Genomic DNA, 22,394 nt, shown 5'->3' with positions numbered 1-22,394 from the left:
CACGATCGTAGCGATATATACATAATTATATAGCGAAATCGAAAATGGCGAAACGGTCGTTTCCGCGCTACTATCGGCATAAACCAGTTAACACTCTAGCCTCTGTGCCTGTGTCGCAAGATATGGTGCTTTGGCCGTGACAGCTCAGCTTGTCACCAGGGCGTGGGAAGAAATGACCGCGTCTCCCGTATTTGGAAAGGTGTATATGGCCTCACAGCTTACCGATGCATTTGCGCGTAAGTTTTACTACTTGCGCCTGTCGATTACCGACGTGTGTAACTTTCGTTGCACCTACTGTCTCCCGGACGGCTATAAGCCCGGATCGGTGACCAACAAAGGCTTTCTCAGCGTAGATGAAGTGCGCCGCGTGACGCGCGCGTTTTCCGCCCTCGGCACCGAAAAGGTTCGCCTGACCGGCGGTGAACCCTCGCTGCGCCGCGATTTCGCCGATATTATCGCCGCCGTGCGTGAAAACAGCGCCATTCGCCAGATTGCGGTCACCACCAACGGCTATCGCCTGGCGCGGGACGTCGAACGCTGGCGCGACGCCGGGCTGACGGCCATCAACGTCAGCGTGGACAGCCTCGACGCCCGCCAGTTTCACGCCATCACCGGGCAGGATAAATTTCAGCAGGTGATGGACGGCATCGATGCCGCCTTCGCCGCCGGCTTTGAGAAAGTGAAGGTCAACACCGTGCTGATGCGCGATGTGAACCACCACCAGCTCGACACCTTCCTCGCCTGGATCCAGCCGCGCCGTATTCAGCTGCGCTTTATTGAACTGATGGAAACCGGAGAGGGCAGCGATCTGTTTCGCCGGCACCATATCTCCGGCATGGTGCTGCGCGACGAGCTGCTCAGACGCGGCTGGATCCACCAGATCAGCCAGCGCAGCGACGGCCCGGCGCAGGTCTTCTGCCATCCGGACTACGCCGGAGAGATCGGCCTGATCATGCCCTATGAAAAAGACTTCTGCGCCACCTGCAACCGCCTGCGCGTCTCCTCTGTGGGCAAGCTGCATCTGTGCCTCTTCGGCGACGGCGGGGTAGATTTACGCGATCTGCTGGCCGAGGACTGCCAGCAGGCGGTGCTGGAAGCGCGCATCTCCGAAGCATTAACCCATAAAAAACAAACCCATTTCCTGCATCAGGGCAACACCGGTATTACGCAAAACCTGTCGTATATTGGCGGATAATTGATTCTAAAGGAGCGAACAGATGAGTCAGGCCAGCGCTGAGTTTATCCCGACCCGTATTGCTATTCTCACCGTTTCCAGCCGCCGTGGCGAAGAGGACGATACCTCTGGCCACTGGCTGCGCGACGCGGCGCAGGAAGCGGGGCATACGGTTGTGGATAAGGCGATTGTGAAAGAGAACCGCTACGCCATTCGCGCCCGGGTTTCGGCGTGGATTGCCAGCGACGACGTTCAGGTGGTGCTCATTACCGGCGGGACCGGCTTTACCGAAGGCGATCAGGCCCCGGAAGCGCTGCTGCCGCTGTTTGACCGGGAAGTTGAAGGCTTTGGCGAGGTGTTCCGCATGCTCTCTTTTGAAGAGATCGGCACCTCGACGCTACAGTCCCGCGCCGTTGCCGGCGTGGCTAACGGCACGCTTATTTTTGCGATGCCCGGTTCGACCAAAGCCTGCCGCACCGCGTGGGAAAATATCATTGCGCCCCAGCTCGATGCCCGCACCCGCCCGTGTAACTTTATCTCCCATTTGAAGAAATAACTTATGTCACAACTGACCCATATTAACGCCGCCGGCGAGGCGCACATGGTTGACGTCTCGGCGAAGACCGAAACGGTTCGCGAGGCGCGGGCTGAAGTATTTGTCGAGATGCAGGCGACCACCCTGGCGATGATTATCGACGGCAGCCACCACAAGGGGGACGTTTTCGCCACCGCCCGCATTGCCGGGATCCAGGCGGCGAAGCGGACCTGGGAGCTGATCCCGCTGTGCCATCCGCTGATGCTAAGCAAAGTGGAGGTTAACCTGCAGGCGCAGCCGGAACATAGCCGGGTGCGGATCGAATCCCTCTGTCGGCTGACCGGGAAGACCGGCGTGGAGATGGAGGCGCTGACCGCGGCCTCCGTGGCGGCGCTGACGATTTACGATATGTGCAAAGCCGTACAAAAAGATATGACGATCGGCCCGCTGCGCCTGCTGGCGAAAAGCGGCGGTAAATCCGGCGACTTTAAGGCGGACGAGGCTCATGATTAAGGTTCTGTTTTTTGCCCAGGTGCGCGAGCTGGTGGGCACCGATGCGTTAACCCTCGACGCGAGCGAGGCCTCGACGGTGGAGGCGGTTCGCCGCCAGCTCATCGCCCGCGGCGACCGCTGGGCGCTGGCGCTGGAAGAGGGCAAGCTGCTGGCGGCGGTGAACCAGACGCTGACCACCTTTGACCATCCGGTTACCGCCGGTGACGAAGTGGCGTTTTTCCCGCCGGTTACGGGAGGCTGAGATGACGCAAACCCGCATTATCGTCAGCCCGGCGCGCTTTCGCGTTGGCGACGAATATCCGTGGCTTGCCGAGCGCGATGAGGACGGCGCCGTCGTCACCTTCACCGGCAAAGTGCGTAACCACAATCTTGGCGAGAGCGTGAAGGCGCTGACCCTCGAACACTATCCGGGCATGACCGAAAAATCGCTGGCGGAGATTGTCGAACTGGCGCGCGAGCGCTGGCCGCTGGGGCGGGTCACGGTGATTCACCGCATCGGTGAAATGTGGCCGGGCGAAGAGATTGTGTTTGTCGGCGTCACCAGCGCGCACCGCAGCAGCGCCTTTGCCGCCGGCGAATTCATTATGGATTATCTGAAAACCCGCGCGCCGTTCTGGAAGCGTGAGGCCACGCCGGAAGGCGAACGCTGGGTTGACGCGCGCGACAGCGATCGTCAGGCGGCAGAGCGCTGGTAGTATGATACGCTTAAAGGGTTAATTTCGTTAATCAGGAGATAGTCATGGACAGATTCCCCCGTTCCGATTCCATCGTCCAGGCGCGCGGCGGCCTGCAAACCTATATGGCCCAGGTGTACGGCTGGATGACGGTCGGCCTGCTGCTAACGGCGTTTATCGCCTGGTTCGCCGCCAACACGCCGGCGGTGATGATGTTTGTCTTTTCCAGCAAAATTACCTTCTTCGGGCTGATTATCGCCCAGCTGGCGCTGGTCTTCGTGCTCTCCGGGATGGTGCAGCGCCTGAGCGCGGGCATGGCGACGACGCTATTTATGCTCTATTCGGCGCTGACCGGGCTCACGCTATCCAGCATTTTCATCGCCTACACCTATTCGTCGATTGCCAGCACCTTTGTGGTCAGCGGCGGGATGTTTGGCGCCATGAGCCTCTACGGCTACACCACCAAACGCGATCTCAGCGGCTTTGGCAATATGCTGTTTATGGCGCTGATTGGTATCGTTCTGGCCTCGCTGGTGAACTTCTGGCTGAAGAGCGAAGCGCTGATGTGGGCGGTGACCTATATCGGGGTGATTGTGTTCGTGGGGCTCACCGCCTATGACACCCAGAGGCTGAAAAATATCGGCGAGCAGATCGATACCCGCGATACTTCGACGCTGCGCAAATACTCGATCCTTGGCGCGCTGACGCTGTATCTGGACTTTATCAACCTGTTCCTGATGCTGCTGCGTATTTTCGGCAACCGTCGCTAAGTCCTCAAAACCCCGGTGAGCCTTACGCCTCCGGGGTTTTCTTTCTCTTTCTTTTTCTTTTCCTCTCATCCGTCCGCCAGCTTGCGCTGATTTTTCTCCCGCAGCTTTTTAGCCTGACTTTCCAGAATCAGATAGCCGATCGTGGCGATCGCCAGCGGCAGGAAGTAATAGAGCAGGCGGTACGCGAGCAGGGCGGCAATTACCGCTCCCCGGGAGATCGGCTCCGCTGAGAGCATCGCGATAAACACCGCCTCCAGCACGCCAATACCGGCGGGGATATGCACCACCACCCCGACGATGCTGCTCACCAGCAGCGCCCCCAGCACGAGGAAGTAGCTCACCTCCTGACCCAGCAGCAGCCAGATAATGACCCCCATCACCAGCCAGTTGGCGCAGGACAGCGCGGCCTGCAGCAGCGCGAAGCGCCAGGAGGGAAGCACCAGCCGCAGCCCCTTTATCGTCAGATGGCGGCGTTTGGCGAACGCGCAGGCCCACAGATAGAGGGTCGAAATCAGCAGCATCGCGATGCCGATGATGCGCAGCGTCTCCTGGCTGATGTACCAGCGCGTGGGAAGCGGCACCAGACCGGCGCTAAAAACTATCCCGCCGAGCACCACGTAGCCCAGCCAGTTGGTGGTAATGCTCAGCGAAAAGATGCGGGTAATGGTTGCGCCGCGCAGGCCGAGGCGGGAGTAGAGGCGATAGCGCATCCCGATCCCGCCGATCCAGGTGCTAAGGGTCAGGTTAAAGGCGTAGCAGATAAACGACACCAGCATCACCTGGCGCTTAGCCAGCCGGTGCCCGCAGTAGGCGCGCCCGAGCAGGTCATAGCAGCCGTAGATCAGATAGCTGACGATAACCAGGCCAAAGGCGCCGAGCAGCGCCGCGCGGTTGTAGCCGCGAATCACTTTCCATACTTCTGGCCAGTCTATTTTTTGCGCATAGACCACCAGCAGTACGGCAACGGCGATAAAAAAGAGTCCGCTGAGAATGCGCCTGGCCAGCCGCCAGCGAGGATGTGATTTGGCCATCAGGATTTTACCTCCGGGCTCTGCGCCTGCGTTCGATCCTGAGTTTCTATTTCCGGCTGCGCCGGCGGTTTGACCTGCGCCATCTTCGGCGTATGGGCGGGCAGCCAGCCTACCCACGCCGGGAAGTGGCGCAGGAAGTGGAAGGCCAGCACGCTGCGGCCCAGATTCCACCAGCTGCGTTTGGGCAGCATGGAGCGGTCTACCTGCTTGCAGTCCTGCTGGATAAGCGTATTCAGATTATCGCGCAGGGTTTGGTTGAAATCCCGGTCGTGCACGATCAGGTTGGCCTCGAGGTTTAATGACAGGCTGAGCGGGTCGAGGTTGCTGGAGCCGACGGTGGCCCAGTGGTCGTCCGCGAGGGCGACCTTGCCGTGCAGCGGGCGGCGGCGATACTCAAAAATCTGCACGCCGCCCTTCACCAGATAGTTGTACAGCAGCCGCGCGCCAACCTTGACGATGGGAATATCGGGTTCACCCTGCACGATAAGCTTCACCCGCACGCCGCGCCGGGCGGCGCTGCGCATCGCGTGCAGCAGCCGGTAGCCGGGGAAGAAATAGGCGTTGGCGATAATCACCTCCCGCCGCGCGTTGGCCAGCATTTTCAGGTAGTGACGTTCGATATCGTCCCGATGTTCGAGGTTGTCCCGCCAGACGAACAGCGCCTGCGCTTCGCCGGGATGCTGGTTAACCTCCGGCTGGTGGCGACGTCGGCGCCAGCGACGGCGTCCGCCTTCGCTGGCGGGCAGGTTTTGCTGCACAAACTGCGCAATATCCAGCACCACCGGCCCTTCCACCTGGACGGCATAGTCCTGCTTCGCCTCCGGGCCGTAGTCGGTCATATGCTCCGCGGAGTAGTTAATCCCGCCGACAAACGCCGTGGTGTCATCCACGACGACAATTTTACGGTGCATGCGGCGAAACAGGTTGGTGCGCATCCCCAGCAGGCGCGGGCGCGGGTCGTAGTAGCGAAATATCACTCCCGCCGAGATGAGTTCGTTAACGAAGCCATCGCTCAGGTCAGGGGAGCCGTAGCCGTCGAGCAGCACCTCCACCTCGACGCCGCGGCGCGCGGCCTTCAGCAGCACCGCATGGAGCTGCCAGCCCACGTCGTCCTCGAACCAGATGAAGGTTTCAAGGGTTACCTTGCTTTTTGCGCGGTCGACGGCGCGAAACAGCGCCGGATAGTAGCTATCGCCGTTCTCCAGAAGCTGGATCCGGTTTCCATTCTGCCAGCTGCATTTCACAGATGAAGCTCCACGCTGAGCGGGGCGTGATCGGAAAGATGACGCCATTGCTGAAGATCCAACGCCCGTGGCTGACCGGCGTGGACGTTTTTGACATAGATGCGGTCAAGGCGTAGCAGCGGAAAGCGCGCCGGGAACGTGCGCGCCGGGCGACCGCGGGCGCGGGTGAAGATCTCCTCCAGTCCGGCCAGCGCCTTGAGCGGACGGTTAGCCTGCTGGCGCCAGTCGTTAAAATCACCCGCGACCACCACCGGCTCTCCCTCCGGCAGGCCGTTAACCCGCTCGGCCAGCATCGCCAGCTGGGCCCGCCGCTGCCCCGCGCTGAGCCCTAAATGAACGCAAATCAGATGCAGATTCACGCCGCTTTCCGGCATCACGATCCGACAGTAGAGCAGGCCGCGCTTTTCGCTCTGGCCGACTGAAATATCGAAGTTTTCATAATATTCAATGGGGAATCGGGAGAGCACGGCGTTGCCGTGATGTCCCTGCGGGTAGACCGCGTTGCGCCCGTAGGCATAATCGCTCCACATCGCATCGGCCAGAAACTCATAGTGGGTGGTATCCGGCCAGTTTTCGATATGCAGGGGGTGAATCTCATGCGCGCCCATCACCTCCTGGAGGCAAACAATGTCGGCGCCGATGCTGCGTACCGCGTCGCGGAGTTCGGGCAGAATGAAGCGTCGGTTAAACGTCGTAAAGCCTTTATGGGTGTTAATTGTCAGCACGTTTACTGAGAATAAAGGGTTTTTCTCGGCCATATTTCCCCGGTTAACATCTCTTTCCTGAATGAAATAGTGTAGTAGCTGTCACAAAAAGATGCGGTGATACGGAATTTTCCGTAAAGTGCGGTACTCTGAGTTACAGATAAAGATCCTTCAGGAGAGAAGCCATGAAGTGGCAACAACGTGTACGCGTCGCAACTGGCCTCAGTTGCTGGCAGATTATGTTGCATCTACTGGTCGTGGCAGTACTGGTGATGGGTTGGATGGGTGGCGCGCTGGTTCGTGTCGGATTAGGGCTGTGCGTGCTGTACGGCGTTACGCTGCTGTCGATGCTGTTTTTACAGCGTCACCACGAAGAGCGCTGGCGCGATGTCGGTGATTTCCTTGAGGAACTCACCACCACCTGGTACTTTGGCGCCGCGGTTATCGTGCTGTGGCTGCTGTCACGGGTGCTGCACAATAATCTGCTGCTGGCGCTCGCCGGGCTGGTTATTCTGGCCGGTCCGGCGGTGGTATCGCTGCTGGCGAAAGATAAAAACCGCTACCCTAAAGCGTTTGGACTGCATCAGGGCGGCAGCGCCGCGAATCCTCGGGATCATAGATAGCTATGTGACCGGGGTGACAAATCTGCCGGGAGCAGTTTAAACGCTGCCAGCAGCGGCCCCGAATGGACCGAGTAATCAAGCCAACGCCGAGGCAGCCTGAGCAATGGCGGGGATCCCCTAAAGCGTTTGGGTTGCATCAAGGCGGCGACGCAGCGAATCCCCGGAAGCATAGATAGCTATGTGACCGGGGTGAGTAAGGAAAGCCAACGCCGAGGCAGCCTGAACGATGACGGGGATCCGGGGATCAGGCGATCTTTCTGCGGAACATTGCATACGCCGCTGACCCCGTGGTGGCCGCTATGACCAGTAGCGGCCACAAACTTCCCCACACGATCTCCAGACTCGCGTCCTTCAAATAAATCTGCTTGGTAATATCGGTAAAGTGACGAATGGGGTTTATCCACGTCACGTCCTGCAGCCATTGCGGCATGTTTTCGACCGGCGAAACGTAGCCGGAGAGCAGGATTGCCGGCATCATAAAGACAAATACGCCAATAAACGCCTGCTGCTGAGTGGAGCACAGCGACGAAATCAGCAGGCCAAATCCCACCAGCGAAAGCCCGTAAATCAGCATCGTAAAGTAAAACAGCAGTAGCGAGCCGGCGAAGGGGATCTGATAGGCCCAAATCCCGACCCCCAGCACGACGCTGGCCTGCAGGGTGGCCACGATCAGCGCCGGTATCGCTTTACCGACGAAAATTTGCCAGGTCGCCAGCGGCGAGACCAGCAGCTGATCGAGGGTGCCCTGTTCGCGCTCGCGGGCAACCGACAGCGAGGTGACGATCATCACGCCGATAGTGGTGATCATGGCGATCAGCGACGGCACCACGAACCACTTATAGTCGAGGTTGGGGTTATACCAGTTGCGTACGACCAGCTCGCTGTTGTTGGGCTTCGCTTTCCCCTCCAGCAGCTCCTGCTGATACTCTTTGACGATTTGCTGCAGGTAGTTGGCGGCGATTTGCGCGCTGTTTGAGTTGCGGCCGTCCAGCAGTAGCTGGAGCGGGGCGGTCTGATAGCTATCGAGGTTGCGCGAGAAATCCGCCGGGAAGCGGATCAGCAGCAGCGCCTTCTGCTCATCAATGGTGGGCTGGATCTCCTGCGGGCTTTTGAGGATCAGAATATGGGTGAAGGCCCTGGCGCGGGCAAAACGCTGCGTCAGCTCAACCGCGTGGCTGCCATTGTCTTCGTTGTAGATAGCAATGGTGGCATTGGTCACCTCCAGCGTCGCGGCGAAGGGGAACAGCAGCACCTGAATCAGCACCGGCATAATCAAAATCGCCCGCGTCTGCGGCTCGCGCAGCAGCGACTGCAGTTCTTTGCGAATCAACGTCCATAAGCGATGAAACATCTTCAGTTCTCTCTTTACGCTACCCCCGGATAGCCACCGCAGGGGGGAATGGCTAATGCCCTAATCGAGCCGCCGTTTGGTTTTCAGCCACGTCAGGCCGATAAACATCACCGCCGAGGCGATCAGAAACATCACGTTTACCAGCAGCACCACCGGAATATTGCCTGCCAGGAACAGGCTTTGCAGGGTGCTGACAAAATAGCGGGCCGGGATAACGTAGGTCACCGCGCGGATGATCGCCGGCATGCTGTCTATCTGGAAAATAAACCCGGAAAGCATAATCGACGGCAGAAAGGCGGCGTTGAGCGCCACCTGAGCTGCGTTAAACTGGTTGCGGGTGATGGTCGAAATCAGCAGCCCCATTCCCAGGGTACTGAGCAAAAACAGGCTGGTGATGAAAAACAGAATCACCAGCGAGCCGCGATAGGGCACATCGAGAATAAACACCGCCACCAGCATGCACAGCAGCATCGCCAGCATGCCGAGAAAATAGTAGGGGATAAGCTTACACAGCAGCAGCTCGACGCGGGTAATTTCGGTGGAGAGCAGCGCCTCCATGGTGCCGCGCTCCCATTCGCGGGCGATAACCAGCGAGGTGAGGATCGCCCCAATGACCGTCATAATGATGGTGATCGCGCCGGGAATAATAAAATGCTGGCTGATCGCCGCCGGGTTAAACCAGTAGCGGGTCTGCACGTCGATCAGCGGCTCAAAGGTTTCACCGCGATCCTCCGCCCGCTGCTGCTGCCAGATCTGCCAGATACCTTCGATATAGCCCTGGGCAAAGTTGGCGGTATTGGGCTCGCTGCCGTCGGTAATGAGCTGAATAGGAGCATCGTCGCCGGGGCGGGCCATCTTCTGGTCAAAATCCGCCGGAATGGTCACCAGCGCGCGGATTCGCCCGGCCTGCATAAGCTGAATCAGCTGCTGGCGATTATCGCTGATGGTGGCGTCAATGTAGGGCGAGCCGGTCATGGTGTGGACGAAATCCAGCGCCTCTTCGCTCTGCTGCTCCAGCAGCACGCCGACCCGCAGCCGGCTGGAGTCAAGGTTGATGCCGTAGCCAAAGATAAACAGCAGCATCAGCGGGATCACCACCGCAATCAGCCAGCTGCTGGGATCGCGCACGATCTGCCGCGTCTCCTTGACGCACAGGGCGCGCACGCGCCGCCATGACAGCATTTTAGCGCTCACTGCTATTCTCCTTATCCCAGTCGTGAATCAGGGTGATAAACGCCTGCTCCATGGTGGGGTCCGGCTGCTCATCGCTGGCCGCCAGCGCTTTTAGCGCATCCGGGGTGCCGCTGGCGATAAGCTTGCCGCGATAGACCAGGCCGATTCGGTCGCAGTATTCGGCCTCGTCCATAAAGTGGGTGGTAACCATCACCGTCACGCCTTTATCGACCATGCTATTGATATGCAGCCAGAACTCGCGGCGGGTGAGGGGGTCGACGCCGGAGGTCGGCTCGTCGAGAAACAGGATGTCCGGCTCGTGCATCAGCGAGCAGGCCAGGGCCAGCCGCTGCTTGTAGCCCAGCGGCAGCTCGTCGGCGGCGTGGTTGGCTATCTCCTTCAGGCCGAAGGCTTCGCTCATGCGCTCAATTTTTTCGTTCTGCACCCGGCCGCGCAGGCCGTAAACGCCGGAGAAGAAGCGCAGGTTCTGCTCAACGCTCAGGTTGCCGTAGAGCGAAAACTTCTGCGCCATATAGCCGAGATGCTGACGAGCCTTGCCGGAGCTGACCTTCAGGTCCATGCCCAGCACCAGCGCCTTACCGGAGGTGGGCACCAGCAGGCCGCACATCATTTTAAAGGTGGTTGATTTACCCGCGCCGTTGGGGCCGAGGAGGCCGAAAATTTCGCCGCGCTTAACCTTGAAATCAACGTGGTCGGTGGCGGCGAAATCGCCAAATTTTTTGGTTAGGGTTTGCGCTTCGATAACCGTTTCATCATGGGAGCCTTCGACGCTGTGAATAATCGCCCCCAGCGGCGACTCTGCGGTCCCGGCGCCGCCCAGAAGGTCAATAAACGCATCCTCAAAGCGCGGCGAGGTTTCGGCGATCTCCAGCGGCGGCAGGCTGGCGTGGCTGCGTACCTCCTCGATGCTGGCCTCTTTTTTGAGGATCAGGCGCACCGATTTGCCCTGAATGACGCCGTCGCTGATTTGCGGCAGCTTCAGCGCCCGCTGCAGGAGGCGGCGGTTGTTCTCTTCCCGGCTGGAGACCAAAAAGCTGCGTCCGGCCATCGTTTGGGTCAGGGAGCGGGGTTCCCCCTGATACAGCAGCTGGCCTTCGTTCATCAGCAGCACCTCGCGGCACTGCTCCGCTTCATCAAGGTACGATGTGCTCCAGAGGATCAGCATTCCGTCCCCCGCCAGCTCGTGGACCATTTGCCACAGCTCGCGGCGCGAGATGGGGTCAACGCCGACGCCCGGTTCGTCAAGCAGCAGCACCTTCGGCTCGCCCACCAGCGTACAGGCCAGCCCCAGCTTCTGCTTCATGCCGCCGGAGAGCTTACCGGCCAGCCGGTCAGTGAAGGGGCCGAGGGAGGTGAACTCGAGCAGGCGGTCGAAAATTTTCCGCCGCGCTTCGCCGGTCACGCTGCGTAGATCGGCATACAGGGTCAGGTTCTCCATCACCGTCAGATCTTCGTACAGGCCGAACTTTTGCGGCATATAGCCGAGCACCGCGTGCAGGGCGCTATCGTCGCGAATCGGATCGAAGCCGATGACGCTGGCGCTGCCGCTGTCCGCCTTGAGCAGCCCGGCGAGCATGCGCATCAGGGTGGTTTTTCCCGCGCCGTCGGGCCCGACCAGCCCGGTGACGTAGCCGGAGCGCACGGTGCAGCTCAGCGGGGCAACGGCGGGCCGGGTCATGCCGGCGAAGCTGCGGGTCAGCCCGTCAAGGGTGATGAGCTCTTCACTCATGTCCGTTTCCGCTGCTGAAGGTGACGGTGACCGGCATCCCCTGGCGCAGCGCGTCGTCGGGGTCGGTCACCACGATACGTAGGCGGTAGACCAGATCGGTTCGCAGGTCCGGCGTTTCTACGGTCTTCGGCGTAAATTCAGCCGTCGGCGAAACGAAGCCAATCCTGCCGCGATAAGCCTGATTGGGGCGGCTATCGGTGTACAGCAGCACCTCGCGTCCTGGCTGCGCGTTGCCGAGGTTTTTTTCATCAATGTAGGCGCGAACCCACACCGGGCGGGTTAACGACAGCGTCATGACGGTAGCTCCGGCGCTGAGCATGCTGCCCGGCTCAACGGCGCGGGTCATCAGCGTGCCGTCGGAAGGTGCGGCCAGCGTGGTATCGTGCAGGTCGAGCTTCGCCTGCGCCAGGGCGGCCTGCGCCTGTTCAAGGTTGGCTTTGGCCTGGGCTATTTCCTGCGGACGGTTGCCCGCGCGATACTGGCGCAGCTTATCCTGCGCCGATTTCAGCGTGGCCTGAGCCTGGTCGCGCGCGGATCGCGCGTTGTCGAGATCGTTGACGGAAATGGCGCTGCTTTTGCGCAGCCCCAGCTGGCGCTGGTAGAAGTTCTGCGCGTATTCATAGGCCGCCTGCGCCTGGTTAACCGCCGCCGCGGCCTGGGCAATCTCTTCCGCCCGGTAGCCGGCCATCATCAGGTCATACTGCGCCTGGGCGGTTGAGACGTTGGCCTGCGCCTGCTGCAGCGCATTTTCATAAGGGGCGCGGTCGAGCTGGCCCAGGGTTTGCCCGGCCCTGATAGCGTCGCCCTCGTCCACGCTCAGCGAGGCCAGCCGCCCGCCGACGCGGAAGCTCATGTTAACGGTACGAATATCGACGTTGCCATACAGGGTCAGCCCCTTCTGCTGGCTGCTTTGATACCACCACCAGCCGCCGCCCGTAGCAACGATCAGCAGCAGTACCACCAGGACGACGATGAGCGGTTTTTTCATGATCCCAAACTCCTTTGCGATAATCCTTGCAGAACGAAATCGATATGGCAGGTAATAACCTGATAAATTTGCTCGGTTTTTTCGGTATCAAACTGCGCCCATCCGGTGCGCAGCAAAATGGTTTCTCGGCCAAGGCGAAAGGCGAGGATCTCCCCCAGCAGCGCGTGGGTATGCAGGACCATCCGCGTGTCGTCCGCCTCAAGCCCGGTAAAGGCGGCGATTAATCGCGTCAGGTAGCAGTGTAGCGGAGCGATCACCTGGTCATGGATTAACTGGTACGCCGGGGTGGGCGACAGCTGCTCCCGGGAGATAAATTTGCTTAGGTTGACGGTGTCATCCTGGGTGAGCAGCAGGATCATGTTCCGGCAGGCGCCGAGGATCAGCGCCCGCATGGCCTCTTTATCCGGGTGCGGCTCGGTAAGCAGCCGCTCCGCCGCCTCGGCGTGAGGGCGAAAATTGTGGCCAATAAAGTCGGCTATCCACTGCGCGCAGGCGAGATAGAGATCGTCCTTTGAGCCGAAGTAGTAGGGGATTGCGGCGATGTTTTGCCCGGCCTGGGCGGCAATATCGCGGGTGGTGGCATGCAGGCCATATTCGCCAAACTGGGCGATGGCTGCGCTAATCAACAGGCTTTTTGCCTGTTCGCCTTTGCTGGTCGCGGGAGTGGTATTCATCGCACCTGAAAAAATTAATCAATCGATTGATTAAGAGTATGACCAATTCGCTGAACTGTCCAGAATGGTGAATACTCTATTTATCGCCAAATAGAGGAGCTTGATTTCGCAGAAAACCCCCGAGGGGATTTTTATGCGATACGTCACAAAACCTGCTAGACTGCGCCCCTTCATGGCATTGTGGTTTTTGCCATCTCTTTCGCAATAATCTCCCCGAAAACTACGCCTGTAAAAGGCCGGGGCGGTTTGGAGTTGTTATGTCTTTTGATTCCCTTGGCCTTAATCCTGAAATCCTGCGTGCCGTAGCCGAGCAGGGTTATGTTGAGCCAACCCCGATTCAGCAACAGGCTATCCCTGCGGTGTTGCAGGGGCGCGATCTGATGGCCAGCGCCCAGACCGGCACCGGCAAAACGGCGGGCTTTACCCTGCCGCTGCTTCAGCATCTGATCCAGCAGGAACCGCACGCGAAGGGCCGTCGCCCGGTGCGCGCGCTGATCCTCACCCCTACGCGTGAGCTGGCCGCTCAGATTGGCGAAAACGTGCGTGATTACAGCAAGTATCTGAACGTTCGCTCGCTGGTGGTATTCGGCGGCGTGAGCATTAACCCGCAGATGATGAAGCTGCGCAGCGGCGTTGATATCCTGGTGGCAACGCCGGGTCGCCTGCTGGATCTGGAACACCAGAACGCCGTCAGCCTGGATAAGGTTGAAGTGCTGGTGCTGGATGAAGCCGACCGGATGCTGGACATGGGCTTTATCCATGATATTCGCCGCGTGCTGGCGAAGCTGCCGGCGAAGCGCCAGAACCTGCTGTTCTCGGCAACCTTCTCCGACGAGATTAAATCGCTGGCGGAAAAGCTGCTGCATAACCCGCTGGAAATCGAAGTCGCCCGTCGCAACACGGCCTCCGAGCAGGTCAGCCAGTACGTGCACTTCGTCGATAAGAAGCGCAAGCGCGAGCTGCTGTCGCAGATGATCGGAGAAGGCAACTGGCAGCAGGTGCTGGTCTTTACCCGTACCAAGCATGGCGCCAACCACCTTGCGGAGCAGCTGAACAAAGACGGCATTCGCAGCGCCGCTATCCACGGCAACAAAAGCCAGGGCGCGCGTACTCGCGCATTAGCTGATTTTAAATCCGGCGGCATTCGCGTGCTGGTGGCGACCGACATCGCCGCGCGCGGCCTGGATATCGAAGAGCTGCCGCACGTGGTGAACTACGAGCTGCCGAACGTGCCGGAAGATTATGTCCACCGTATTGGCCGTACCGGCCGCGCCGCCGCTACCGGCGAAGCGCTGTCGCTGGTCTGCGTTGATGAGCATAAGCTGCTGCACGATATCGAACGCCTGCTGAAAAAAGAGATCCCACGCATTAGCGTTGCCGGCTATGAGCCGGATCCGTCCATCCGCGCGGAGCCGATTCAAAATGGTCGTCAGCAGCGCAGCGGCGGCGGTGGTCGCGGTCAGGGCCAGGGACGCGGCGGCCAGAGTCAGGGTCGCGGCGGTCAGAGCCAGGGGCGTGGTCAGCAGTCTTCACCGCGCCGCAGCGACGGTGACGCTCCGAAAGCGCGTACTCAGGACGGTAAACCGCAGCGTCGCCGCTCGCGCAAGCCAGCGGCCGCTGAGTAACAGCACTTCCGCAAACCCGCTATCCCCGCGGCAGCCCGGCGCTGCCCGAGGGTATCGGTTTGCCTCTCCGGGCGGGTCTCCCTGCCCGGAACTCCCCCGCCTGACGCTAAACCTCGAGCACGATCCCCGTTTGCTCAGAAAGAAATTCCTCCAGCCAGGCAAAAAGTGTCACAATAGTGGCTGTTTATACAGTATTCAGGTTTTCTCATGGCTTTGACCACTGCGCTAAAAACGCAAATCGCCGCCTGGTATAAGGCGCTCCAGGAACAGATTCCGGACTTTATTCCCCGCACCCCGCAGCGGCAGATGATCGCTGACGTCGCGAAAACGCTCGCCGGGGAAGAGGGAAGGCACCTGGCGATTGAGGCGCCGACCGGCGTCGGAAAAACCCTGTCGTACCTGATCCCCGGTATCGCCATCGCCCGCGAAGAGCAAAAGACGCTGGTGGTCAGCACCGCCAACGTTGCCCTGCAGGACCAGATCTTCAGCAAAGACCTGCCGCTGCTGCGTAAAATTATTCCCGACCTGCGCTTTACCGCCGCCTTTGGCCGCGGGCGCTACGTTTGTCCGCGCAACCTCAACGCGCTGGCCAGCACCGAGCCAACGCAGCAGGACCTGCTCGCGTTTCTTGACGACGATCTCACGCCGAATAACCAGGCGGAGCAGAAGCTGTGCGCCACGCTGAAGAGCGATCTTGATAGCTATAAATGGGACGGCCTGCGCGATCACAGCGACAAGGCCATTGATGACGTGCTGTGGGGCCGTCTGAGCACCGATAAGGCAAGCTGCCTGAACCGCAACTGCCACTACTACCGCGAATGCCCGTTCTTCGTCGCCCGGCGTGAGATTCAGGAAGCCGAAGTGGTGGTGGCAAACCACGCGCTGGTGATGGCGGCGATGGAGAGCGAAGCGGTGCTGCCGGAGCCGAAAAACCTGCTGCTGGTGCTCGATGAGGGCCACCATCTGCCCGATGTCGCCCGGGATGCGCTGGAGATGAGCGCTGAAATTACCGCCCCCTGGTATCGGCTACAGCTCGATCTTTTCACCCGCCTGGTGGCGACCTGCATGGAGCAGTTTCGGCCGAAAACGACGCCGCCGCTGGCGAACCCCGAACGGCTGAACGCCCACTGCGAGGAGCTGTCCGAGCTCATCTCCTCGCTGAATAACATTTTGAATCTGTATATGCCCGCCGGTCAGGAAGCCGAGCACCGCTTCCCGATGGGGGAGCTGCCGCAGGAGGTGATGGATATCTGCCAGCGGCTGGCCAAGCTGACCGAGACGCTGCGCGGCCTGGCGGAGCTGTTTCTTAACGATCTCGGCGAAAAAACCGGCAGCCATGACGTGGTCCGCCTGCACCGGGTGCTGCTGCAGATGAACCGCGCGCTGGGCATGTTTGAAAGCCAAAGCAAGCTGTGGCGGCTGGCCTCGCTGGCGCAGTCATCCGGCGCGCCGGTCACTAAGTGGGCCTCCCGCGATCTGCGCGACGGCCAGGCGCATATCTGGTTCCACTGCGTCGGGATTCGCGTTAGCGATCAGCTGGAACGGCTGCTGTGGCGCAGCGTGCCGCATATTGTCGTCACTTCCGCCACCCTGCGTTCGCTGAACAGCTTTTCTCGCCTGCAGGAGATGAGCGGCCTTAAGGAGAAGGCCGGGGATCGCTTCGTCGCCCTGGATTCGCCCTTCAACCACGTCGAGCAGGGAAAAATTATCATCCCGCAGATGCACTATGAGCCGGTCATCGACAACGAAGAGCAGCATATTGCCGAAATGGCGGCCTGCTTTCGCGAGCACGTCGAGAGTAAAAAGCACCTCGGGATGCTGGTGCTGTTTGCCAGCGGGCGGGCGATGCAGCGTTTTCTCGAGCACGTCACCGATCTGCGCCTGATGCTGCTGGTGCAGGGCGATAAGCCCCGCTACCGTCTGGTGGAGCTGCACCGTAAAAAGGTCGAGAGCGGCGAGCGCAGCGTGCTGGTCGGGCTGCAGTCGTTTGCCGAGGGGCTGGACCTCAAGGGCGAGCTGCTGAGCCAGGTCCATATCCACAAAATAGCCTTCCCGCCGATCGACAGCCCGGTGGTGATCACCGAAGGCGAGTGGCTTAAAAGCCTGAACCGCTACCCCTTCGAGGTACAAAGCCTGCCGAGCGCCTCCTTTAACCTGATTCAGCAGGTCGGCCGTCTAATCCGCAGCCACAGCTGCTGGGGGGAGGTGGTGATTTACGATAAGCGTTTGTTGACCAAAAATTACGGCAAGCGTTTACTGAATGCATTACCCGTATTTCCGATAGAGCAGCCTGCCGTCCCGGAGGTTATAGTAAAAAGTAAAACCAAACAGACGCGTCGCAAACGTCGCTAGCGGCGCAGGTCGGCAATGTGAGCAGCACGACTCGCCCTCCTTCGCGCCTCGTAAAGGGCAGCCGCAAGGGTACTGCGGGCAGCCGTTTATCGCGTGAAGCAGGGCGGATAAGAGGAATCTTCGATGGATTACACCAAGATCGTTAAAGAAGTCGGGCGGGGGAAAAATCACGCCCGCGACCTGGATGTGGAGACCGCCCGCGCGCTGTACGTGCGGATGCTCAACGGTGAGGTTGCCGAGCTGGAGCTGGGTGCGATTCTGATTGCCCTGCGCATTAAGGGCGAAGGCGAAGCGGAGATGAGGGGCTTCTATGAGGCGATGCAGCAGCAAACGCTGCGCCTGACGCCGCCGGTGGCGCGGCCGATGCCGATTGTGATCCCCAGCTACAACGGCGCGCGTAAGCAGGCTAACCTGACGCCGCTGCTTGCCGTCCTGCTGCATAAGCTCGGCTTCCCGGTGCTGGTGCACGGCGTCAGCCACGATCCAACCCGGGTGCTGACGGAGACGATTTTTGAGCTGATGGGGATCCCGATTACGCAGCACGCCGGCCAGGCCCAGGCGCGTCTGGACAGCCACGAGCCGGTCTATATCCCCGTGGGTGCCCTCTGTCCGCCGCTGGAGAAGCAGCTGGCTCTGCGCTGGCGGCTGGGCGTTCGCAACAGCGCGCATACGCTGGCTAAGCTGGCGACGCCGTTTGCCGAAGACGCGGCCCTGCGATTGTCGAGCGTGTCGCATCCGGAATACATCGGCAAGGTGGCAAAATTCTTTAGCGAAACCGGCGGTCGCGCGCTGCTGATGCACGGTACCGAAGGCGAGGCGTATGCCAACCCTCAGCGCTGTCCGCAAATTAGCCTGATTGACGGGAGCGGAACGCGGGCGCTGTACGAGCGGCAGAATGATACACCGGCGCATGTCCCAGCGCTGCCGGAGTCAAAAGATCCTGCGGTGACCGCGCGCTGGACCGAGCGCTGCGCGGCGGGGCTTGAGCCGCTGCCGCAGCCGCTGCGGATCCAGCTGGCGTGCTGCCTGCTGGCGACCGGCGAGGTGGCATCCCTGGAGGAGGGGCTGGCTAAGGTTGCGGAGCGCTGGTAGCGCGCGGACGCTCAACGCGGTGGGATCGTCAAGGCGCGCGGGGTCATAGTGAACGGAACATTCCCCAGCGCGAGCATGTACAGAAGTCAATCTCGCGATAAGGCTTCGCAAAACCACCGCCTGAAGGCATCACTCGGCCCAGAAAAAAAGCAAAAAAAAGCCCGTCCGGTGGCACGGACGGGCAAAACAAGGGTATTAAAGGGTATTTCAGGGGTAATACAGTGACACTACAGGGTCGGGCAGCGATTATTTATAGATAACCGCGGTACCGCTAACTTTGTTGTTGGTGTTAGCGGAGGTAATGCTGTAACCGGTCGCGCCAGCGGCATCCGCTTTAGCAGCCAGTTTGGCCTCCAGGCCATCCAGAGTCGTTGCGCCTTCAGCAGAAACGACGCCGATTTTGTTCATGCTTTCTGCCTGAGCCGGGGTCACCGACTGAGCGGCGAAGGCACCAAAGGACAGAGCGGACAGGGCGATAGCAGCGGCAGCATATTTGATGGTTTTCATAGTTAATCTCTCGCAGGTTGTTCTGTTAGGGTGACGATGTTCCGTCGATGTGATAAGTATCACGTTTTTTTGCGAGATATAAAATCGAAGGAAATTAACAGTCTCCATCGAATTTTTTGAATGATTATTAATTTACTGATTATTAATAAATTATTTATCAGAAACGGAGCATCGGCTTCGGCAGAGAAGCGCTGCGGGCTTTTAGGGCACATTTTGCTACTTTATTCGCCAAAAAACGTGCGCGAAAAGATAATGCGATCTGTGGTAATGAACGGTAAAGGAAGGTCAACGTAGCTGGCTATCCTTGGAGCCACGACGATTATATCCTGAAAATGTATTGTTATGTAAGTCTTTATCCTGTTGGCATTTCACGCAGTACCTGACCCCGGCAATCGCCCTGCGTCGGGCCTCAGGAATGGGCTCTCCGCATTCATCACAAAATTTGTGGCTCTCGCCGCCCGGCAGCTCGCTTCGCGCCCGCGCAACCGCATCGTCAATCGTGCTGTCGATCTGCTGCTGCACCGCGTCATCATTTGCCCAGCCTGATGCCATGATGTACCTCCCACCTGATGCTGTATCAATTAACAAAGAATCTAAGTCGTTCACTCTGCCGCCCGGCGGCGGGGTCCGCGCTTTCCCGGTATGTGGAAAACGGCGCGGCGTGAGCGCGCTTTTTCCGCGCGACGGCCGCCGGAAATAAGAAGAGTATAGATAAGATGGGGGCAGAAAAGGGTCAGACAAGGCTTAGATCTCTGACCATTCGCGCAGCAGGTTATGGTACAGGTTGAGCAGCGACAGGACCTCTTCACTCTCGCCGTGGCGGCTCTTCAGCGCCTGGATAGTGCCGTCCAGCTCAAACAGCATCGCGCGCCGTTTATCATCGCGGATCATCGACTGAACCCACAGGAAGGAGGCGACGCGGGCGCCCTGGGTCACCGGGGTCACGCAGTGCAGGCTGCTGGAAGGGTAGAGCACCAGATCGCCCGCCGGGAGCTTAACCGCGTGCTGTCCGTAGGTATCGTTGATGACCAGCTCGCCGCCGATATACTCCTCCGGGGCGCTCAGAAACAGGGTGGCGGAAAGGTCGGTGCGCATCCAGCCGCCCTGGGCCTGACTGCGGACCGCGCCGTCAACGTGAAAACCGTAGGTTTCGCTCTGCTGGTAGCGGTTGAAAAGCGGGCTGGAGAGGGTTTTTGGCAGCGCGGCGGCGAAAAACAGCGAGCTGCGGTTGAGCGCCGCCAGCACTTTACCCTGCAGCTCGTCGTACAGCGCGCTGCGGGTGTCGACCTGCTGATTATTTTTTACCTGCGCGCCCTGATCGCCGGTGGTTGCGCGTCCGTCAACCCACTCGGCCTGCTGCAGCCGCCCGCGAAAATCGTCAACTTCCTGCGGGCTGAGAACGGCGGGGATATGGTACATCATGGTTGTTTCTCCTGAACAAGCGGGGCGTTGCCGCCCCGCGTGTGGATTAGAAGTGCACGTTGGCGGTCAGCAGGAACGTACGCGGTTCGCCCGGATGATAACGATAGCCGCTCTTGTTGATTGAGGCGACATAGTTGGTATCAAACAGGTTATAGACGTTCAGCTGCAGATCGAGGTTACGGTTAATGCGGTAGCCGACCTTCGCATCCGCCACCCAGTAGCCTTCGGTGTAGGACGGCGTGCCGACGGCGCCGTCGCTGCCGCGATGCATACTGCCGACATAGCGCGCGCCGGCGCCAAGGGCGAGGGCATCGGTGGCCTGATACTGGCTCCAGACGGTAAAGGCGTGCTCAGGGGTGTACGGCAGCGAGCTGGTGCCGTCCTGGGCGATGTTTTTGCCCTCACGGACGCTGGCGTGCTGCTGGGTATAGCCGCCGATAACCTGCCAGTTCTGGGTGATATTGCCGGCCAGAGACAGCTCGTAGCCTTCGACGCGCTTCTTACCGTACTGCGAATAGGTGCCGTCGTCGTTTTGCTCGACTTCGTTCTCAATATCGGTACGGAACAGGGCCGCCGTCAGCAGCAGGCGCTTGTCCATCAGCTCCCACTTGGTGCCGACTTCGCTGGTTTTCGCTTTCTGCGGCTGGAAATCGGTGCGGTTAGCGCTATTTCCCGTTCCGCTCTGCGCCAGAGCAAAGTTGTTGCCGCCCGGAGGCTGCTGAGAGATGGCGTAGTTGACGTAGACGTTGCCGTTGTCGGTCAGGTGATACAGCGCGCCGGCTTTCCAGTTCACCAGGTTGCCGCTGGTGGAGGTATCAACGGTGGTCACCGGGCTGTTTTTGGCTACGCCGTCCGGGCAGGCAATGGCGCCGCGTCCGGTACCGCCGCACAGGCTGGCGCTGTCGTATTTGGTCTGGTAGTTATCCAGGCGAATGCCGCCGTTCAGCTCGAAATCACGGGTAATCTGCAGGGTATCAAAGGCGTATACCCCGAAGGTGTCGGTCTGGCCGTTGGCGTTGGCGCCGCTGCGATCCAGGCCGCCGATGGAGATCGCGCTGTTCGGGTGGTAAATATTCACCGCCGGAGGCGTGATGGGATAAACCCCGTAGTTAGTTTGAGTTTCGCGGCTCAGTTCGAAACCGGCGCTGATGTCATGACCGATCGATCCGGTATAGAACTTTGAGGTCAGGTTAGTCTGGTTGGTCAGAATTTTGTTGCTGACGTCCTTGGTGTTCGCCAGGCGCGACCAGCTCCAGGTGCCGACGTCGTTCGGGTTCGTCTGGGTGATGTTGGTGGCGCCGCCCATCACCGCGGTGAGCAGATAATCCTGCTTCACGCGCGACCAGCGGGTGGTGTTGCGGATAGTCGTGTTATCGCTCAGATCGTGCTCGAAGCGCATGGTCACCGTATCGGTGGTGGAGTCGTCGTAGTCCGAATCGGTGCCGTAGAAGTTGCTGGTCGCAACCTTACCTGAGTGATTCAGGGCCGAGGTGCCCGCGCTCGGCGCGGAGTATCCCGGCAGGCCGATGGTCGGAATACCGCCGTCCGGCGTGTTGTGCTGGGTCACGTGCAGATAGTTCAGGTACAGGCGATTGTCGGTGCCGAGGCCGAAGGCGGCCGACGGCGCAATCCCGTAGCGTTCATTTTTCACGTTATCGCGACCGGCGTCGTGGGTTTTCTCCCCCATCAGGTTCAGACGCACCGCGCTGGTTTCGCCGACCGCCTGGTTGATGTCGAGCGTGCCGCGGCGGAACCAGGCGCTGCCGACGCTGGCGGAGGCGTCAATGCCGGAGTCCAGGCGCGGCTGCTTGCTGATCATATTGATCGAGCCGCTTGGCGCGCTGCGGCCGTAGTCAGAACCCGATGGGCCCTTGATGACTTCGACCTGCTCGGTGTTAAAGGTGTCGCGGGTCACGCTGCCGATATCGCGAACGCCATCAACGTAGATGCTGTTCGACGTATCGACACCGCGCATATAAACGGAGTCGCCGGTGGACGAGCTGCCGTTTTCACCGGCATAAAAGGCCCCCACGCCCGGGACGTTTTTCAACGCATCGGTGAGGTTGGTGACGCCCTGATCTTTCATCACCTGATCGGAAACCACCGTTATCGTCCGCGTGGTATCGGCCAGCGGGCGGGAAAACTTGGGGTCAGCGGACTGGGTTGGGGCATACAGCTCGGGCGCCTGCGCC

At 60.0% G+C, this 22,394-nt stretch carries 22 protein-coding genes and 1 riboswitch; of the genes, 10 read left to right on the top strand and 12 right to left on the bottom strand.

Going from position 1 to position 22,394, the window contains the following annotated elements:
• Positions 1-79 precede the first annotated feature (79 nt).
• Positions 80-218: riboswitch (molybdenum cofactor riboswitch) on the top strand.
• From moaA to PFH44_RS10180, 6 genes are all read left to right on the top strand, one after another.
• Entirely contained in the window at positions 206-1,195 is a 990-nt protein-coding gene (gene moaA / locus PFH44_RS10205; RefSeq protein WP_283824941.1) for a GTP 3',8-cyclase MoaA, read from the top strand. It overlaps the preceding riboswitch by 13 nt.
• 22 nt (positions 1,196-1,217) lie before the next feature.
• The gene (gene moaB / locus PFH44_RS10200) at positions 1,218-1,730 is read left to right on the top strand and encodes a molybdenum cofactor biosynthesis protein B (protein ID WP_045854544.1); all 513 of its coding nucleotides are present in this window, start codon (positions 1,218-1,220) and stop codon (positions 1,728-1,730) included.
• Between the two features lie 3 nt (positions 1,731-1,733).
• Positions 1,734-2,222 (top strand): cyclic pyranopterin monophosphate synthase MoaC, encoded by a 489-nt coding sequence (moaC, locus tag PFH44_RS10195; RefSeq protein ID WP_283824940.1) that lies wholly within the window; start codon positions 1,734-1,736, stop codon positions 2,220-2,222.
• Positions 2,215-2,463 carry a molybdopterin synthase sulfur carrier subunit gene (gene moaD / locus PFH44_RS10190; protein WP_045854546.1) on the top strand — a complete coding sequence of 83 codons (249 nt, stop codon included), beginning with the start codon at positions 2,215-2,217 and terminating at the stop codon, positions 2,461-2,463. The genes moaC and moaD overlap by 8 nt, the downstream gene beginning before the upstream one ends.
• Position 2,464: 1 nt before the next feature.
• Positions 2,465-2,917 (top strand): molybdopterin synthase catalytic subunit MoaE, encoded by a 453-nt coding sequence (gene moaE, locus PFH44_RS10185; RefSeq protein ID WP_041144688.1) that lies wholly within the window; start codon positions 2,465-2,467, stop codon positions 2,915-2,917.
• 44 nt (positions 2,918-2,961) lie between these two features.
• Positions 2,962-3,666 carry a Bax inhibitor-1/YccA family protein gene (locus tag PFH44_RS10180; protein ID WP_283824939.1) on the top strand — a complete coding sequence of 235 codons (705 nt, stop codon included), beginning with the start codon at positions 2,962-2,964 and terminating at the stop codon, positions 3,664-3,666.
• Positions 3,667-3,731: 65 nt separating this feature from the next.
• On the opposite strand, the gene PFH44_RS10175 is transcribed toward PFH44_RS10180, so the two are convergent.
• From PFH44_RS10175 to PFH44_RS10165, 3 genes are read right to left on the bottom strand one after another with little or no spacing between them, the layout of a single operon-like run.
• Positions 3,732-4,697, bottom strand: coding sequence for a lysylphosphatidylglycerol synthase domain-containing protein (locus PFH44_RS10175; RefSeq protein ID WP_283824938.1), 966 nt, complete (start codon positions 4,695-4,697; stop codon positions 3,732-3,734).
• Positions 4,697-5,941: a cardiolipin synthase ClsB gene (clsB, locus tag PFH44_RS10170; protein WP_283824937.1), complete on the bottom strand. Its 1,245-nt coding sequence runs from the start codon at positions 5,939-5,941 to the stop codon at positions 4,697-4,699. The genes PFH44_RS10175 and clsB overlap by 1 nt, the downstream gene beginning before the upstream one ends.
• Positions 5,938-6,699 carry an endonuclease/exonuclease/phosphatase family protein gene (locus PFH44_RS10165; RefSeq protein ID WP_283824936.1) on the bottom strand — a complete coding sequence of 254 codons (762 nt, stop codon included), beginning with the start codon at positions 6,697-6,699 and terminating at the stop codon, positions 5,938-5,940. The genes clsB and PFH44_RS10165 overlap by 4 nt, the downstream gene beginning before the upstream one ends.
• Positions 6,700-6,830: 131 nt before the next feature.
• Between PFH44_RS10165 and PFH44_RS10160 the strand changes: the two genes are divergently transcribed.
• Entirely contained in the window at positions 6,831-7,268 is a 438-nt protein-coding gene (locus PFH44_RS10160) for a YbhQ family protein (protein ID WP_045854551.1), read from the top strand.
• A 244-nt stretch (positions 7,269-7,512) separates the two neighbouring features.
• Here the strand turns inward: PFH44_RS10160 and PFH44_RS10155 are convergent, their stop codons facing one another.
• From PFH44_RS10155 to cecR, 5 genes are read right to left on the bottom strand one after another with little or no spacing between them, the layout of a single operon-like run.
• Positions 7,513-8,619: an ABC transporter permease gene (locus tag PFH44_RS10155; RefSeq protein ID WP_045854552.1), complete on the bottom strand. Its 1,107-nt coding sequence runs from the start codon at positions 8,617-8,619 to the stop codon at positions 7,513-7,515.
• A 60-nt stretch (positions 8,620-8,679) separates the two neighbouring features.
• Positions 8,680-9,801, bottom strand: a complete 1,122-nt coding sequence (locus PFH44_RS10150; protein ID WP_045855428.1) for an ABC transporter permease — start codon at positions 9,799-9,801, stop codon at positions 8,680-8,682.
• Between the two features lies 1 nt (position 9,802).
• Positions 9,803-11,542 carry an ATP-binding cassette domain-containing protein gene (locus PFH44_RS10145; RefSeq protein WP_045854553.1) on the bottom strand — a complete coding sequence of 580 codons (1,740 nt, stop codon included), beginning with the start codon at positions 11,540-11,542 and terminating at the stop codon, positions 9,803-9,805.
• Positions 11,535-12,530 carry a secretion protein HlyD gene (gene hlyD, locus PFH44_RS10140; RefSeq protein WP_283824935.1) on the bottom strand — a complete coding sequence of 332 codons (996 nt, stop codon included), beginning with the start codon at positions 12,528-12,530 and terminating at the stop codon, positions 11,535-11,537. The genes PFH44_RS10145 and hlyD overlap by 8 nt, the downstream gene beginning before the upstream one ends.
• Entirely contained in the window at positions 12,527-13,204 is a 678-nt protein-coding gene (gene cecR / locus PFH44_RS10135; protein WP_045854555.1) for a transcriptional regulator CecR, read from the bottom strand. The genes hlyD and cecR overlap by 4 nt, the downstream gene beginning before the upstream one ends.
• 257 nt (positions 13,205-13,461) lie before the next feature.
• Between cecR and rhlE the strand changes: the two genes are divergently transcribed.
• The 3 genes from rhlE (at position 13,462) to ybiB (ending at position 18,273) form a co-directional block, all read left to right on the top strand.
• Complete coding sequence (gene rhlE, locus PFH44_RS10130) at positions 13,462-14,829, top strand: ATP-dependent RNA helicase RhlE (protein ID WP_045854556.1); 1,368 nt, start codon at positions 13,462-13,464, stop codon at positions 14,827-14,829.
• 207 nt (positions 14,830-15,036) lie between these two features.
• Positions 15,037-17,181 carry an ATP-dependent DNA helicase DinG gene (dinG, locus tag PFH44_RS10125; RefSeq protein ID WP_283824934.1) on the top strand — a complete coding sequence of 715 codons (2,145 nt, stop codon included), beginning with the start codon at positions 15,037-15,039 and terminating at the stop codon, positions 17,179-17,181.
• Positions 17,182-17,304: 123 nt separating this feature from the next.
• The gene (gene ybiB, locus PFH44_RS10120) at positions 17,305-18,273 is read left to right on the top strand and encodes a DNA-binding protein YbiB (RefSeq protein ID WP_283824933.1); all 969 of its coding nucleotides are present in this window, start codon (positions 17,305-17,307) and stop codon (positions 18,271-18,273) included.
• Between the two features lie 246 nt (positions 18,274-18,519).
• Here ybiB and ybiJ read toward each other — a convergent pair whose 3' ends face one another.
• From ybiJ to PFH44_RS10100, 4 genes are all read right to left on the bottom strand, one after another.
• A complete protein-coding gene (gene ybiJ, locus PFH44_RS10115) occupies positions 18,520-18,780 on the bottom strand; it encodes a DUF1471 family protein YbiJ (RefSeq protein ID WP_041144702.1) in 261 nt (86 codons plus the stop codon).
• A gap of 285 nt (positions 18,781-19,065) precedes the next feature.
• The gene (locus PFH44_RS10110) at positions 19,066-19,332 is read right to left on the bottom strand and encodes a DksA/TraR family C4-type zinc finger protein (RefSeq protein WP_041147552.1); all 267 of its coding nucleotides are present in this window, start codon (positions 19,330-19,332) and stop codon (positions 19,066-19,068) included.
• Between the two features lie 192 nt (positions 19,333-19,524).
• On the bottom strand, positions 19,525-20,202 hold the full coding sequence (gene ybiX / locus PFH44_RS10105; protein WP_045854559.1) for a PKHD-type hydroxylase YbiX: 678 nt from the start codon (positions 20,200-20,202) through the stop codon (positions 19,525-19,527).
• A gap of 46 nt (positions 20,203-20,248) precedes the next feature.
• The coding region (locus tag PFH44_RS10100) for a catecholate siderophore receptor Fiu (protein WP_283824932.1) at positions 20,249-22,394 on the bottom strand (2,146 nt) is incomplete at its 5' end.

The organism is Klebsiella sp. Ech2A (assembly GCF_030078455.1).
GTDB lineage: Bacteria > Pseudomonadota > Gammaproteobacteria > Enterobacterales > Enterobacteriaceae > Klebsiella > Klebsiella terrigena.
Note: the sequence above shows the minus strand (reverse complement) of the source record. Positions and strands in the feature narration are given on the sequence as shown.

Excerpts from the sequence above, each read along its gene's own strand:
- moaA (WP_283824941.1), top strand. The coding sequence starts at position 206 with ATGGCCTCACAGCTTACCGATGCATTTGCGCGTAAGTTTTACTACTTG.
- moaB (WP_045854544.1), top strand. The coding sequence starts at position 1,218 with ATGAGTCAGGCCAGCGCTGAGTTTATCCCGACCCGTATTGCTATTCTC.
- moaC (WP_283824940.1), top strand. The coding sequence starts at position 1,734 with ATGTCACAACTGACCCATATTAACGCCGCCGGCGAGGCGCACATGGTT.
- moaD (WP_045854546.1), top strand. The coding sequence starts at position 2,215 with ATGATTAAGGTTCTGTTTTTTGCCCAGGTGCGCGAGCTGGTGGGCACC.
- moaE (WP_041144688.1), top strand. The coding sequence starts at position 2,465 with ATGACGCAAACCCGCATTATCGTCAGCCCGGCGCGCTTTCGCGTTGGC.
- PFH44_RS10180 (WP_283824939.1), top strand. The coding sequence starts at position 2,962 with ATGGACAGATTCCCCCGTTCCGATTCCATCGTCCAGGCGCGCGGCGGC.
- PFH44_RS10175 (WP_283824938.1), bottom strand. The coding sequence starts at position 4,697 with ATGGCCAAATCACATCCTCGCTGGCGGCTGGCCAGGCGCATTCTCAGC.
- PFH44_RS10165 (WP_283824936.1), bottom strand. The coding sequence starts at position 6,699 with ATGGCCGAGAAAAACCCTTTATTCTCAGTAAACGTGCTGACAATTAAC.
- PFH44_RS10160 (WP_045854551.1), top strand. The coding sequence starts at position 6,831 with ATGAAGTGGCAACAACGTGTACGCGTCGCAACTGGCCTCAGTTGCTGG.
- PFH44_RS10155 (WP_045854552.1), bottom strand. The coding sequence starts at position 8,619 with ATGTTTCATCGCTTATGGACGTTGATTCGCAAAGAACTGCAGTCGCTG.
- PFH44_RS10150 (WP_045855428.1), bottom strand. The coding sequence starts at position 9,801 with ATGCTGTCATGGCGGCGCGTGCGCGCCCTGTGCGTCAAGGAGACGCGG.
- PFH44_RS10145 (WP_045854553.1), bottom strand. The coding sequence starts at position 11,542 with ATGAGTGAAGAGCTCATCACCCTTGACGGGCTGACCCGCAGCTTCGCC.
- hlyD (WP_283824935.1), bottom strand. The coding sequence starts at position 12,530 with ATGAAAAAACCGCTCATCGTCGTCCTGGTGGTACTGCTGCTGATCGTT.
- cecR (WP_045854555.1), bottom strand. The coding sequence starts at position 13,204 with ATGAATACCACTCCCGCGACCAGCAAAGGCGAACAGGCAAAAAGCCTG.
- rhlE (WP_045854556.1), top strand. The coding sequence starts at position 13,462 with ATGTCTTTTGATTCCCTTGGCCTTAATCCTGAAATCCTGCGTGCCGTA.
- dinG (WP_283824934.1), top strand. The coding sequence starts at position 15,037 with ATGGCTTTGACCACTGCGCTAAAAACGCAAATCGCCGCCTGGTATAAG.
- ybiB (WP_283824933.1), top strand. The coding sequence starts at position 17,305 with ATGGATTACACCAAGATCGTTAAAGAAGTCGGGCGGGGGAAAAATCAC.
- ybiJ (WP_041144702.1), bottom strand. The coding sequence starts at position 18,780 with ATGAAAACCATCAAATATGCTGCCGCTGCTATCGCCCTGTCCGCTCTG.
- PFH44_RS10110 (WP_041147552.1), bottom strand. The coding sequence starts at position 19,332 with ATGGCATCAGGCTGGGCAAATGATGACGCGGTGCAGCAGCAGATCGAC.
- ybiX (WP_045854559.1), bottom strand. The coding sequence starts at position 20,202 with ATGATGTACCATATCCCCGCCGTTCTCAGCCCGCAGGAAGTTGACGAT.